The following is a 15,024-nucleotide window of genomic DNA, read 5'->3' as shown; positions in this document are numbered from 1 at the left end:
TCAAATCTTACCGATATTTCCCAAAAATCTTCCATGTCCCATTATCAGCAATCGGATCACTATAACTATCATTACGCTGCTTACGTGGCTTATCCCGTGCATCCACCAATTTAAAATGTGGCTCGACACTTAAAATCATACCATTCATATAAAAACGGGTGCGCGTATACTCGGTTTGCCCATGCTGAAATACGTAAGTCCGTAAATCAATAAACTCACGATGTGCCACTAACGCCGCAGTATCGTCACTCCCCAACCATTCCTGCATCGCAAAAATCTGATCGGTCTCAAATTGCCCACATTTTTCGAGCAAAGCCGCTACACCACGAAAAGTCTTAGATTCTTTAGCCCGTGTTTTATTAATTCGAATACGATCGACATGAAAGAAAAACAGCGGCAAATTAAGATGGCTCGGTAAATGAATGGCATCCACCACACCATCCTCCATAAAGGGCTGACAGAGTTGCTGTGCCCTTTCAATCAAAGGTTGCCATTGTCGGTAGTATTCATCAACCTCGTCCTTTAAACCATAATAAATCGGCAAACCTTCGACATGCTCTAAATATTGTGGTGGATGAATATGTTGGCGTAGTAAGGCAACATCCGTTTTAAGACTTTGAATCGCGATTGCATCTTGCATAGTGATTATTCTAATTACTTAGGCTATTTTAGATTAAGCCAAAGGTTTAGTTTCGACAAGGCTTTGTCTATAATATTGTGTCTTATTTGTTGTTGGGAAAAATCATGTCTCAAAAAATTAATGCCACTGATGTGACAGAAGAAGAAGCTTTAAATGCAGTATTTTTTGAGCGTGCGGATGAATTTATTAAACAAGCCAATGAGTTTTGCCGCCCACAAAAAGGGCAACAACCGAAGCCAGAAGATTTACGTGCGCAAGTGAGTGCTGCGATGTTATTTGGCACAGCTCGCTTTAATACGTGGGTTGCAGCAAATAATTTTAAAGATGGCAATGAAATGCGTGATGCCAAAGAGCAAGTTATGTCTTATTTATTGCAACAATTTCAAATGATGTTAGAAGATAACTTTGACGAATATTGCGAGCAGTTTGAAAATTATCTACGTTTCCGTAAAAATGAAGATTTTCATACGCATAAACACGATCACGAATGATTTAAGTTCAAAAAGAAAGCCACCTAAGAGTGGCTTTCTTTTGATCTGCTATTTTAAGTCTTGGGCTTTACCATATTGGTCAGCCATCACTTCCACAAACTGATCCAATTTGATGTATTTTTTAATTACAGCATCTACATCTGCCTTGGTCAGTTTTGCAAGCGCTTGATCTCGCTCAGCACGATCCATCAAGGTTTTATTACGCTCTAACTGTCCTGTAAGCATTTTATGAATATTTCGTTCATCTTCTAATGAAGTCACGCGCTTCTTCATCATATCTGCTTTAGCCGCTTCCACTTCCTGCTCAGTTACCCCTTTACTCAATAAATCGGTCAATACCTTATGAACAGATTGCGATACCTGATCAGAACGACCCGCTGTATAATTCGCTGTAATACTAATCGACCCACTTTCCGTGTCTGAATCTAGATCAAGATCACTCCCAAAACCATAAACAAGCGCATTTTTCTCACGTAATTCCTGAGCCAAACGAGAAGATAACTGCGAGTTACCCATAATATGACTGAGGAGAATCAAGGCAGGTGCATCCTGATGGTAAGCACCTACAGGAATAGTCAGAATACTTTGATAGCTACCAAACTCACGTTGCTCGGATAGAGCATGTACTTTTTCTGCTTTGAATTGAACATACGGCGATGTAATTTTTTGGTATGGCTGTTTGGTTTTCCACTGTCCAAATGCTTTCTGTAGGGTGCTTTGCATTTTCTTCGGATCGAAATCACCTGTCACTGCGATTTGCGCATGATTAGTGACAAAGAATTGATCATAGAATTGCTTAACCTGTGCTTGTGTCGCTTCATTTAACTGCTTTTTGGCAAATTCAGGTTCAAAGTGATAACGCAAATCACCTGGTTGATAGGTTTCAAGTAATCGAGCCAAAGTCATAGATGCGACCACAGCAGGTTCAGTATACGGTCGATCTAATGCAGATAAGCTTTGATTTTTCGCTAAATCAAATTCTGATTGTGCAAATTTAGGCTGCTTCATGACATCAATAATAAAGTTTAAAAAATCTTCAAACTTATCTTTTTTTGCCTGAATCCCAATTGTTAAACCATTACCATTTGAAGTGATAGATGCACCACCACTTGCTGCAATCGCTTTATCTGTAATTTCTTGCAGTGTATGTTTTTCGGAACCACGCAACATCAAATAACTGGTTAAATCTAAGGTCACCCCTTTACCAAACAGTGATTTTTCCGTACCAAAATCTAGGCTAATCGTGGCATAGGTTTTATCATCACGTGTTGTGGTTGGGAATAAAGCATAGCGAATACCATTCTTTAACTCACCGCGTTGGATTTTTTGCTCATTTTTCTGTAGTTGCTGCGCAGACTGTGCAACAAACTGAGTGACTTCTTGTTGATAAATCGCAACATCTTTTAACGGTTCAGGCTTTTCGGCACTTTGATCTAAGGTTTTAGGTTTATCTTGTGCCTTGAGTGTCATCGCTTTCTTTTGATCTTCAGGCGTAGGTAGAATATCTCCCGAAATACGATGTGATGATACTAAAAACTGTTTTAATGTTTGATTGGCATCATTTAATTTTAAATCTTGAATGGCTTGTAAATCTTTGAAGTACTGATCCCATTGTCCGTGTGAAGACACTGCATAATCACTAAGGCGAGAACCCAAAGCAACAGCATCATTTGCAATCGTATCAGCGGTATTTTGAGTAATAGTTTTGATACGTTGTAATTCTGCGTCAGTAAATGCTTGGCTATTCTCAACACCATCAACCAACGCATCATCAACTTTTTTTGCATCATGATTCGGCGCATACACCGCACCCATAAAGACCATATTAAAATCTTGGTCCAACCATGTCGTCGATTGAACAGCCGTGCTCACTCCTGTTTCGACCATACTCTTATACAGCGTACCACTAGGCTGCATGGTATAAAGTGCCGGTGCAAGTGCTAATGCTGGTTGTAGTTGCGTATTTTTTCCATTCATATAAATGTGGAATTTAGCAAGATCACTGCCCTTTTGCACCGTGAATTTTCGCTGCTCAATCTTACTTGAATCCAAAACAGGCACTTGAACAGGTGTAGGCACAGTACGTGCAGGAATCGGACTAAAATATTGATCAATTTTATTTAATACTTCTGATTTATCAAATTTTCCAGAAATGACCATTACGGCATTATTTGGTGCATACCATGTTCTATAAAACTGATTTAGTTCATTCATTTTTATAGATTTTAATTCAGGCAAATCACCAATCGGCAATCGACCTAAATATTGATTGCCATAAGCTGCTTTCCACATCTGATCCATCAATACTGCAAACGGTTGATCCATACGAATTTCACGTTCACGTTTTACAATTTCAATTTCAGAAGGGACAAATTTTTCTTGTAACACCAATTTATCCATACGCTCAGACTCAAGGTATAGAATTTCATTCAGTGCATTTTTTTCAGGACGAACAATATTTAAATATTTAGTTGAGTAATAATCGGTACTGGCATTGGTCATTAAAGTGAATTGATCCAAACGACGCTGAAATTCCTCACCTTTGACATTTTGTGTGCCTTTAAATGCCAAATGTTCAAGCAAATGAGCAAGACCACCTTTCCCTTTAGGATCATTCAGTGAACCTGTTAAGTACACCGTATTAACATAAACTTTGTTTTCTTTATCATTTGGTGCAAGAATAACTCTGAAACCATTATCTAATTTATATTCTTCGATATTTTTTTCACTTTTTACGAGTACTGTCTGAGACCAAGATGTCGCACTCAATCCAATCAAACAAAGAGAGAGTGTAAGCTGCTTAAACCGCATTAACATAATTTATCCAAGTATTTTTAGTCATTTAAATAAAACGATAAACCATATAGTAGAGAACGATTCGCATTTTTAATAGTGATGTTTTGAAAAAGCTGTGCATTTAAACAGCTTTTTTCTATGTTTTTATAGCGTTTGAGTTAAAATTTAGATTGCAAGTTCAGCCTGCATATACAGTTTTGCATAACCTGAAATTTCAATACGATCTTCAGACTCAATAACACACTCTAAAATCCCACCTCGAACTGATGCCTGATATGCGATAAGCTGAGTTTGATCAAGTTTTTCAGCCCACAAGGGTGCAATTGCAGTATGAATCGAACCCGTAACAGGATCTTCATTAATCCCAATCGTAGGGGCGAAATAGCGAGATACACAATCAAACTGACCTTCGCCTCTCGCTGTAATAGCAACATCAGGTTGAGATGCAGTAATTGCGGTACGTAATGCGCCTAATTGCTTTAATTTTTCAAAGTCAGGTTGCTCGTTTAATACATCAGCGACAGTTTCATATTCAACAATATATGCCTGACCATTCAGATAAACCGCTTTAAATGGCTTGGTTAAACCATCTCGAAGTTCTTGAGGATATTCAGATATAAGTTCAGCTTTTCGAATAGGGAAATTCATTTTAATCTTGCCGTCTGCTGCTTGGCTAACGATAAAAATGCCCAAATCTTTCACATGAAATTGAATCGTCTTTACAGTGGTGAAATCTTTAAATAAAACAAAGGCACTGGCTAAAGTCGCATGTCCACAGAAGGCAACCTCATCTGTTGGTGAAAACCAACGAATTTCATAATTAGTTTCATCTTGTTTTTTGACAAAAGCCGTTTCAGATAAATTATTTTCCAATGCGATATTTTGCATTAAGTTTTCATCTAACCATTCATCTAACACAATGACTGCTGCAGGATTACCTTTAAATAGTTCTTGGGTAAAAGCATCAACTTGATACATCTTCATGACATGAGACTCTAAATATTTTTCAACTATTCTGAACTTTTAGCCGATGAAACATAGATACAGATTTATCTAAATTTACGATACAGTGCATATTTATATGGTTGAAAATCATGTGAAATGCACAATGAAAGAACGATATTAACAAACGATACAATCGAACTAAAAAAATGCCGACAAAAAAGGGCGTTACTTAAACACCCTTCTCTTTAGCTCAGCTTTGTTTAATCTTCCATGTGTTGAATAATGGCTTGACCAAATTCCGAACAGCGCAATAGGGTTGCATTTGGCATTAATCGTTCAAAGTCATACGTTACTGTTTTCGCTTCAATTGCACCAGAAACACCTTTGATAATCAAATCAGCAGCTTCGCCCCACCCCATATCACGTAACATCATTTCAGCAGAAAGAATAATTGAACCAGGATTAACCTTATCCTGCCCCGCATACTTTGGTGCAGTTCCATGAGTTGCCTCGTAAACTGCTATCGCACCACCAATATTGGCACCCGGTGCAATGCCAATTCCCCCTACTTCTGCTGCCAGCGCATCAGAAATATAGTCACCATTTAAATTAAGCGTCGCAATAACAGAATAGTCCGCTGGACGCATTAAAATTTGCTGTAAGAATGCATCGGCAATCACATCTTTAATAATGATGTCTTTACCATTTTTAGGGTTCTTGATTTTAACCCATGGTCCACCATCAAGTAGTTCACCACCAAAGCGTTCTATTGCGAGTTCATAGCCCCACTCTTTGAATGCACCTTCGGTGTATTTCATAATATTACCTTTGTGAACCAACGTCACAGAAGGTTTATCATTATCTATCGCAAACTGAATGGCTTTACGTACTAAACGTTGTGTCCCTTCTTTAGAAACAGGTTTGATCCCAATTCCACAGCCTTCGTCAAAACGGATTTTTGTTACGCCCATTTCTTCTTTTAGAAATTTAATAACTTTTTTAGCTTCCTCTGAATCTGCTTTCCACTCAATCCCTGCATAAATATCTTCTGAGTTTTCGCGGAAAATCACCATATCCGTGAGTTCAGGATGTTGAACAGGTGAAGGAACACCCTCAAACCAACGGACTGGCCGCACACAAACATATAAATCAAGTTCTTGACGCAACGCAACGTTCAGTGAACGAATACCACCACCCACAGGTGTGGTTAAAGGACCTTTAATTGAAACAATAAATTCTCGTAAAGCTTCGAAGGTTTCTTCAGGCATGTAAGTGCCATAAATTTTATCTGCTTTTTCACCGCAATAGACTTCCATCCATTCGATCGAACGTTTGCCACCGTATGCTTTTAATACCGCAGCATCTACTACTGCTTTCATAGCTGGTGTAATATCCACACCAATACCATCACCTTCAATAAAAGGGATGATTGGATGATTTGGAACATTCAGTGACAGGTCTGCGTTTACTGTGATTTTGTCACCATCAGCAGGAACCACGATCTTCTGATAACCCATTTTGCAGGTTCTCCCTCATGTATTTAGCGATTATAACTATGCCTTCTATGGCATACTTTCGTTTTTATTGCATGAAACAGTTTAGTTCAAAACAGGTTTTTTTGAGATTTATACGGGAAATAACAACATTTTCCCATTAAATAGAAACCTTTATTGTTATGATGCCGCCCATAGCCAAAGCAGTATACTCATATGAAAATAGTTGTATTCAACAAACCTTTCGACGTTTTGTCACAGTTCCGTGAGGATGAAGCTCACCTTACACTTTCTCATTTTATTCATGATCCAGATTTACGTCTGGCAGGCAGACTTGATCTTGACTCAGAAGGACTTATGTTCCTTACCGATCATGGTGGTCTGAATCAATACATTACGAATCCTGCAAATAAAAAATTTAAAACCTACCTTGCTCAGGTTGATGGTGATGTAACTGAGGAAGCATTAGAACAATTGCGTAAAGGCGTTGAACTCGCTGATGGCATGACGTTACCTGCTAACGCAATGAAAGTAGATGCGCCAGAATGGTTATGGGAACGAGATCCACCAGTACGTTATCGCGCTAACATCCCAACAAGTTGGATTGAGCTACAAATTTGCGAAGGTCGTAATCGCCAAGTACGTCGTATGACCGCGGCGGTTGGCTTTCCAACTTTACGCTTAATTCGTACTAAAATTGGTGCAATTGATTTGGTTCGTTTAGGTTTACAACCTGGCGAACAAGTTGAAATTGAACCTTTGTTATATCCTGACTTTAAAGATGTTCCTGCAGATAAGCCGTATGAAGGACGCTCTTTTGCTAAAAAAACGAATAATAAACCGCATTTCTCTCGTGCTAAAGATAAAGCACGTGAAGAAAAAGGTGAAAAACCGTTTAAAGGTAAGAAAAAAGCAGGTCGCGGTACAACACGTATTTGGCAAATGGATGAAAGTGAGAAACCACGTCGTAAGACCAATGGTACAACTCGTCCAAATACTAAAGCACCACGTGGTCGCAACCGTAATGGTCGTTAAAAGTTGATTTTTTAAAGCCCACGGAAGTGGGCTTTTTTACGCTAAATGTAATTTCTCATAAAAATTATCAATTTCTTGCAAAGTGAAGTTTTTCTTTATCGGCGATATCTCTTCTTCCGTTTTATAGAAGTGAGCATAAATAATCGGTTCAATTTTACTTCTTGGATCATTCACAGAAATAGCTATACAAGCCAATTTATAAAAATAAGGATCTCTACGAATAATCTCAGCAACCTTATCAAAATAAGTTGTGTCTATTTCCCAACCATAACCATTGTAATCAATCAAAGATTTATCTATAAATTTAACAGTATTTTTATATTTTTCAGCATCTCCATAAGGGTCTACAACTTCATTATATTCAAATTCATAAGAGTTAGGTTTTAATGCCATTTGATAATATTTGATATTCCGTCCTTTCAACACCTCCATGACCTGTTCTTGACTCACCTGAGATGAACTATCTGATAATTTCTTATTATCATCATGCAGATCTTGCTTTGTTTTTGGCATTCTTAAACCAAAATAAATTGCCTTCACGGCTCTAGCATCATATTCAACCTTACCAAAATGATTGATAATTATTCTTATCTCATCCTCATGCAACCACCTCTTTGATTTTGTACCAAGAATTAACTCGGTCAATTTAGAAATACTATTATGATGAAATACTGAGCTAAAATTCAATTTTGGTATATCTACATCATATTGCACAATACAATTCAATTTAATACTTTCGATTTTCAATAATATTTCTTGATCATATTCAATACAAAAACCTTTATGTGCATTAGCGTAATACGCCCATAACAACTCATCTTTTTCAGTTTTACTCAAGGAGTAAATACCGTAATTTTTAACTTCTTTATAAAATCGAGAGAAATCATTTTTAAACAAATGATGTAGTCCAGTTGCATCTAATATCTCATCAATAAATATCCCTTCGTAAGGATCATTTAATTCTAAAGAATTAGGGGCATAAAAATAATTCTGTTGTAAAGAATCTAAATCACGTTTTGAACCAAACCTATATTTATAAACATTCATATTTTTATAGAAAATAATATTAAAAATTAATACTAACTTCAGATCAAACTTAATTCAAATAAATCAACTTTAAAAAAGCCGATGTTTTCACATCGGCTTTCTTACATCACTGATAAATTATCATTAAGTATTAAAACTTAAATAGTTTCAAGCGTAGCATTAAGCGTTGAACTTGGACGCATCACTGCATTTACTTTCACTGGATCTACAGCGTAGTAACCACCGATATCAGCAGCTTTACCTTGTACTTCACTTAATTCAGCAAGAATTTTTTGTTCATTTTCAACCAAGGCTTTTGCAAGAGGCGCAAACTTCGCTTTCAATTCAGCATCTTCGTTTTGAGCAGCAAGCGCTTCAGCCCAATACATTGCTAAGTAGAAGTGGCTACCACGGTTATCTAGCTCACCAGTACGACGAGATGGCGACTTATCGTTATCTAGCAATTTACCCGTTGCTTGATCAAGAGTTTCCGCAAGTAACTTCGCACGTGCATTATCTTCTTTAAGACCAAGCTCTTCTAAAGAAACTGCAAGCGCAAGAAACTCACCAAGCGAATCCCAACGCAAGTGGTTTTCTTCAACTAACTGCTGAACATGCTTCGGCGCTGAACCACCTGCACCTGTTTCATACATACCACCGCCCGCCATTAACGGAACGATTGATAACATTTTCGCTGAAGTACCCAGCTCCATGATCGGGAATAAGTCAGTTAAATAATCACGTAAGATGTTACCAGTCACAGAGATTGTGTCTAAACCTCGTGCTACACGTTCAAGCGTATAACGCATTGCACGCACTTGTGACATGATTTGAATATCAAGACCATCTGTATCATGTTCTTCTAGATACTTTTCAACTTTCTTGATCAATTCATTTTCGTGTGGGCGGTATGGGTCGAGCCAGAAAATCGCAGGCATACCAGAGTTACGAGCACGACTTACCGCAAGTTTTACCCAGTCACGAATTGGTGCATCTTTCACCTGACACATACGCCAGATATCGCCTTCTTCTACATTCTGAGACATCAACACTTCACCAGTGTCTAAATCAGTAATGTTCGCAATACCCGCTTCAGGAATTTCAAAAGTTTTGTCGTGTGAACCGTATTCTTCAGCTTTTTGCGCCATCAAACCAACGTTCGGTACTGTACCCATCGTACGTGGGTCAAAATTACCATTCCACTTACAGAAATTGATCATTTCTTGGTAGATACGTGCGAAAGTTGATTCAGGCATGACTGCTTTACAATCGTAAGGTTTACCATCGGCACCCCACATTTTACCACCACCACGAATCATTGCAGGCATTGAGGCATCTACAATCACGTCGTTTGGAGAATGGAAGTTATCAATCCCTTTCGCTGAATCAACCATAGCTAATGCTGGGCGATGTTCTTGGCAAGCATGTAAATCTTCAATGATTTCTTCACGAAGTGAAGTTGGTAAAGTTGCGATCTTTTCATAAAGACCTGCCATACCATTATTGACATTAATACCTAACTGATCAAATAACTTACCGTGTTTTTCAAAAGCATCCTTATAGTAAATTTTCACACAGTGACCGAAAACGATCGGGTGTGAAACTTTCATCATGGTCGCTTTTACGTGTAATGAAAATAAAATACCAGCTTCACGGCAGTCATCGAGTTGCTTCTCATAGAAGTCACACAATGCTTTTTTGCTCATGAACATCGAGTCAATCACTTCGCCATCTTGAAGCGCAACTTTAGACTTGAGAACGATTGTCTCACCGCCCTTCGTGATTAACTCCATCTTCACATTACGTGCACGATCAAGTGTCATTGATTTCTCGCCATGGTAGAAGTCACCTTCTTCCATATGAGAAACGTGCGTTTGTGACCACTGTTTCCACTCACTCATTGAATGAGGATGCTTTTTCGCATAATTTTTTACAGCAGCAGGCGCACGACGATCTGAGTTACCTTCACGTAATACAGGGTTTACAGCAGAACCAAGACATTTACCGTAACGCGTCTTAAGTTCTTTCTCTTCATCCGTTGTTGGATTTTCTGGATAATCAGGAATTGCATATCCTTTAGACTGCAATTCTTTGATGCATGCTGTTAACTGAGCAACTGAAGCACTGATATTTGGCAGTTTAATGATATTTGTATCTGGATCTTGAGTAAGGCGACCAAGCTCAGCAAGGTTATTGCTTACCTTCTGCTCATCGCTTAAGTATTCCGAAAATTCCGCAAGCACACGTGCTGCAACAGAAATGTCACTCTTGACAATTTCTATGCCAGCTGGCTTAGTAAAGGTCTCAATGATCGGCAGTAGCGAATAGGTCGCCAACAATGGCGCCTCATCAGTCAGTGTATAAATGATTTTTGACTTTCCACCAGCCATATATAGCCCCTTGTGTTTGGTTGAGTTTTTCATGAACGAGCTTTTGGCCCAGTCCATTAAAACCGGTTTGCTTGATTAAGGTCTGAGAGTATCAGTCCTCAACGTATCTCAGTCAACGCAATATCTTGTGATATTGACATTTCGCTACGAAATAATGGTATAAAGCTTACGCTTTGTGACCAAGGAACCGGTTAGCTTAAATAAAACATGAGAGTATCAGTGTTGATTACTTCTCAGTCAATGTAATATATCGTGATATTGACATTTCGATACGAAATACCAATGCTTGAGTACTTCCGTACGATTAAACCCTACATTTTTTAAAATTCTATTTGCTGATTCATTTCTGCCAAATATTTTATAAAATGCTTAATCATAATAAATTGTTTAAGTCCGTACGAATATTCGACTCAAGTTTCATTTACACTTTTTAAACCTATATTTTGAACAAATGATTAAAATCATTTTTTATTTTTTAGGATTGGTCAGATGTTAAAAGTTTTAATTCCTTGCGTAGCCATTTCTCTTTCATCTTTTAGCTTTGCGCAAAACCCTTTAAGTGTGCATGTGCTTAACTTAGAAAATGGACTTCCTTCAGCGGGTGTAAAAGTTATTTTGGAAAAACAAGAAAATAACCAATGGAAAGAGCTTAACCAAAGTACAACCAATCAACAAGGTCGGATCACAGCGTTATATCCTGAAGATGCTGCCCTTCAAAAAGGTATTTACAAAGTTACTTTTAAAACAGGTGAATGGTTCCAAAAGAATAAACAAAGCTCATTTTTCCCAGAAGTTCCTGTCATTTTTTCTGTGGATGGCAATCTTGAACATTATCATATTCCACTTTTGATTAGTCCTTATGGATACTCAACTTATCGTGGTAACTAATAATTTTCAAAAAATCTTAATTAAAATTTTGATATACAAATGAGGGACACTGAATCTGTTCCCTCATTCATTTGAAGATTTATGTTAATGATATATACAATGCTATCAATTGCATCAACCTTTCAACCAAGCCTCTAATTTGGTTTGATCCTCAACTTTTAACTCAACCGAATTCAGAGGATTCTCTCCAGCATGCAGTTCAAACTGTAGGAGCTCATCACGACGGAATGCATAAACTGTAAATGTGCCTTTTTGTTTTGCATACTTCGCCAACAACTTTTCTGATGCTTTGATACCATCAATCGCAATAATGACATCGTTAGCAGACAAACCAGCTTGTGCAGCAGCACTATCACGGCGAACATTTTGCACGATGACACCTTCCGCTTTATCTAGCACTTTTAAGCCAAAAGGTAATGCTTTGTCATTTTTAACGATATAGCTCAAACCAAACTCAGGGAATAGTTGATCCAATGGCAATTCATCAGTGGTATTAATCAAATGATTAATTTGTTCAATCCAGTTATCCCCTGTCAATTCATTACACAATTCAAAAATCGTGCGTTCATTGACCTGAATGCCATTTTGGGTATTTTCATACAAACGGCGCATCAAGGCATCTAAATTTGAACCACGTAAACGTAAGCCCAAGTCTAAACAAAGCGCAACTAAGCTACCTTTATTGTAATAACTGGTTCCCGCATTATTTGAATTTTCATCCTGACGATAGAATTTAACCCATGCATCAAAACTCGATTCTGAAACGGATTGAATAAAGCGCCCTGGATTTTGCAAATAACGCTCAATCTGTGCTTTAAGCAAATCCAGATAAGATTTTTGAGAAATCACGCCACTACGCAACAAAATCAAGTCATCATAATAAGAGGTAAAACCTTCAAAAATCCAAAGCAAAGAGGTATAACTTTCTTTGTTTAAGTCATAATTGACGAAGTTTTCAGGACGAATAAACTTCACTAACCATGAATGAAAGTATTCATGACTACACAGACCTAAGAAACGTTGATAATCTTTAGACGGTTCTTCAGCTTCATCTACTTTCGGCAAATCATCACGTGGTGTGATCAAACTAGTGCTATTATAATGCTCTAGCCCACCATAACTATTGCCCGTTGCCATCGTCATAAAGGTATAGTTTTGGAATGGTGCTGAACCAAACATGTCAATTTCAGCCTGACAAATCTTTGCCATATCAGCTTTTAAACGCGTCAAATTCGTTGTGTGTTTACCTGAGATGACAAATTCATGTGGAATACCATTCGCTTCGAAGCTAAAACGGCTTTGTTCTGCCAACTCAAATGGACTATCAATCAACTGATCGTAGTTATCTGCCTTTAAAGTATAGCGTCCTTTTACCAAACTCTTAGCAGTTAAACCCGTTGCAATTTGAAAATGTTTTAATTCATGTGGTAAGAAAATTTCAACTTCACATGGTGACTGTTCTTGATCAATTAAACCTAAACAAACACAAGCGGGGTTTACATATAAACGAGTTTGATCGACATACGCACCACGTACCGACAAATCATAAGCATAGACATCATATTCAACCGTAATCAATTCATGATCTGTATTGAATAAGCGCCAACGGTTCTTTTCCGTTTTCTTAATACTAAGTAACCGCCCTGCTTCATCAGATGCTTTTACTGATTCAATATGTTTTGAAAACTCTCGAATCAAATAACTGCCAGGAATCCATGTCGGTAACCAAAGTTCTTGGTTCGGATTAGCGAGGAAACGAAGTGTGACATGAATAAGATGTTGGCGATAATCGTCAAACTCAATTTGATAGTGCAACATAGTTTTAGATCATAAAAATAGGAACGGTTTCACACAGCTTAGCATTTTTTTACAAAGTCATGCGTAGATGTCTTAATTGTTGGCAAAAGTTGCTGGATTCTGCAACAAAAAAGTCATAGCATGCTTTTTTCGCTTTCCATGCCATTGGATCGGCTGCACTAGGTGTTCTCGTGAAATTTCTCCTCTCGCTGTTTACGTTGTTTAGTCTGTTATGTGCCAATTTAGTACATGCTAATTTACTCAATATCGCTCCTGAAACGGTTGAAGCGCAAGCTTGGTCGATCGTAGATGCTCAATCAGGTCAAATCATTGCTGAACATAATAGTCATGTTCAACGTTCGCCTGCATCGCTCACCAAAATGATGGTGGCTTATATTGCTTTGAAAGAAATCGAAGCAGGTAAATTACGTAAGGAAGAGGTATTAACCGCAACACCTGTGGTGAGCACCGTCATGTGGGATGAATCACAGATGTATCTAAAGGCTGGTGAACAAATTTCGGTTGATCAGCTTTTGGCAGGCTTAATTGTGATGTCTGCAAATGATGCTGCGGTTACGCTTGCTGAAAAAATTTCAGGTGGTGTTCCACAGTTCGTTGCGCGTATGAACAAAGAAGCCCAAGCCTTAGGGATGAAAGATACCCATTTCAGTAATCCTGCTGGTATCACCATGACAGATCATTACTCAACTTCAGCAGATTTGAGTTTATTAGCAAAAGCGATTGTAAAAGAGACACCTGAATATTTACATTATTCAAAAATGCCAAGCTTTAGCTATAACCAACGTTTCCATCGTGCAACGAATCTTGCATTAAAAATGGATCCAACAGCAGATGGTTTAAAAACAGGTTATACCAAGGCGGCAGGTTACAACTTGGCTTTAACCGCTGAGCGCCCGACTCTAAATCCACATGTTGATAAGCGCCGTTTGATTGTTGTAGTACTTGGAACACCAAGTGCGCTAAAACGTGCTGAAGTCGCGCATAAATTAATGAATTTAGCTTATACATACACACGCGATGAAGAAGTGATTCCAAAGCAAAAGCTAATTGCTGAACTTCCTGTAATCAAATCGACTTTGAAAATTTTCAAAGTTGAAACTCAACAACCTACTATCGTAACAACATCTTTATACGATCAAGCGACACCAATTGATCTAAATAGTTTTGATTTACTCACACAGCGTATACATTTGCTTGATACAAACCAGCAAATCAAAACCATTGAACCACTTGAAACGACAAAAACACACGTCAATATCAAACTCAATGAACAGCATTTAACAGCGCCATTGACGCAAGTCATGAATTTGGCCACAGTGACGGTTTATCAAAATAACCAGTTAATTCGTAGTCTACAAATTGAAAATAACGTGGAAATTGAAGAAGCGAATATTTTTCAAAAAATTATGATTTGGTTTGCAAACTTATGCTCGTTTTTTTCAACAAATGATGTCAAAGCTGCTAAACTTTATCCTTTGAATCAAGGATAAAAAAAACCTACT

Annotated in this window: 11 protein-coding genes; 4 read left to right on the top strand and 7 right to left on the bottom strand. The window is 37.9% G+C overall.

Going from position 1 to position 15,024, the window contains the following annotated elements; genetic code table 11:
* Positions 1-7: 7 nt before the first annotated feature.
* Complete coding sequence (locus tag O1449_RS04235; protein WP_269239252.1) at positions 8-640, bottom strand: hypothetical protein; 633 nt, start codon at positions 638-640, stop codon at positions 8-10.
* 104 nt (positions 641-744) lie between these two features.
* Here O1449_RS04235 and O1449_RS04230 point away from each other — a divergent pair, with 104 nt between their 5' ends.
* On the top strand, positions 745-1,131 hold the full coding sequence (locus O1449_RS04230) for a DUF3144 domain-containing protein (protein ID WP_018676862.1): 387 nt from the start codon (positions 745-747) through the stop codon (positions 1,129-1,131).
* Positions 1,132-1,179: 48 nt separating this feature from the next.
* Here the strand turns inward: O1449_RS04230 and O1449_RS04225 are convergent, their stop codons facing one another.
* The 3 genes from O1449_RS04225 to icd all read right to left on the bottom strand — a co-directional run bounded on the left by O1449_RS04225 (position 1,180) and on the right by icd (position 6,389).
* Positions 1,180-3,948, bottom strand: a complete 2,769-nt coding sequence (locus tag O1449_RS04225; RefSeq protein ID WP_269239251.1) for a M16 family metallopeptidase — start codon at positions 3,946-3,948, stop codon at positions 1,180-1,182.
* A 144-nt stretch (positions 3,949-4,092) separates the two neighbouring features.
* Positions 4,093-4,911 (bottom strand): PhzF family phenazine biosynthesis protein, encoded by an 819-nt coding sequence (locus O1449_RS04220; RefSeq protein ID WP_269239250.1) that lies wholly within the window; start codon positions 4,909-4,911, stop codon positions 4,093-4,095.
* A 221-nt stretch (positions 4,912-5,132) separates the two neighbouring features.
* Positions 5,133-6,389, bottom strand: a complete 1,257-nt coding sequence (gene icd / locus O1449_RS04215; protein ID WP_005157986.1) for an NADP-dependent isocitrate dehydrogenase — start codon at positions 6,387-6,389, stop codon at positions 5,133-5,135.
* Between the two features lie 192 nt (positions 6,390-6,581).
* On the opposite strand from icd, the gene O1449_RS04210 reads away from it, so the two are divergent.
* Positions 6,582-7,400: an rRNA large subunit pseudouridine synthase E gene (locus O1449_RS04210; protein ID WP_269239249.1), complete on the top strand. Its 819-nt coding sequence runs from the start codon at positions 6,582-6,584 to the stop codon at positions 7,398-7,400.
* Positions 7,401-7,436: 36 nt separating this feature from the next.
* Here O1449_RS04210 and O1449_RS04205 read toward each other — a convergent pair whose 3' ends face one another.
* Both O1449_RS04205 and O1449_RS04200 read right to left on the bottom strand, forming a co-directional pair.
* Entirely contained in the window at positions 7,437-8,447 is a 1,011-nt protein-coding gene (locus tag O1449_RS04205; protein WP_269239248.1) for a DUF2971 domain-containing protein, read from the bottom strand.
* A gap of 137 nt (positions 8,448-8,584) precedes the next feature.
* Entirely contained in the window at positions 8,585-10,816 is a 2,232-nt protein-coding gene (locus tag O1449_RS04200; RefSeq protein ID WP_269239247.1) for an NADP-dependent isocitrate dehydrogenase, read from the bottom strand.
* A 489-nt stretch (positions 10,817-11,305) separates the two neighbouring features.
* Between O1449_RS04200 and uraH the strand changes: the two genes are divergently transcribed.
* Positions 11,306-11,704, top strand: a complete 399-nt coding sequence (gene uraH, locus O1449_RS04195; protein ID WP_241306155.1) for a hydroxyisourate hydrolase — start codon at positions 11,306-11,308, stop codon at positions 11,702-11,704.
* Between the two features lie 114 nt (positions 11,705-11,818).
* Here uraH and O1449_RS04190 read toward each other — a convergent pair whose 3' ends face one another.
* Positions 11,819-13,522, bottom strand: coding sequence for a M61 family metallopeptidase (locus O1449_RS04190; RefSeq protein WP_269239246.1), 1,704 nt, complete (start codon positions 13,520-13,522; stop codon positions 11,819-11,821).
* Positions 13,523-13,692: 170 nt separating this feature from the next.
* On the opposite strand from O1449_RS04190, the gene O1449_RS04185 reads away from it, so the two are divergent.
* Entirely contained in the window at positions 13,693-15,012 is a 1,320-nt protein-coding gene (locus O1449_RS04185) for a D-alanyl-D-alanine carboxypeptidase PBP6B (RefSeq protein ID WP_269239245.1), read from the top strand.
* The last annotated feature ends 12 nt before the right edge of the window (positions 15,013-15,024 follow it).

This window comes from Acinetobacter sp. TR3, from assembly GCF_027105055.1.
Taxonomy (GTDB): Bacteria; Pseudomonadota; Gammaproteobacteria; order Pseudomonadales; family Moraxellaceae; genus Acinetobacter.
This window is presented reverse-complemented; position numbering and strand designations above follow the sequence as displayed.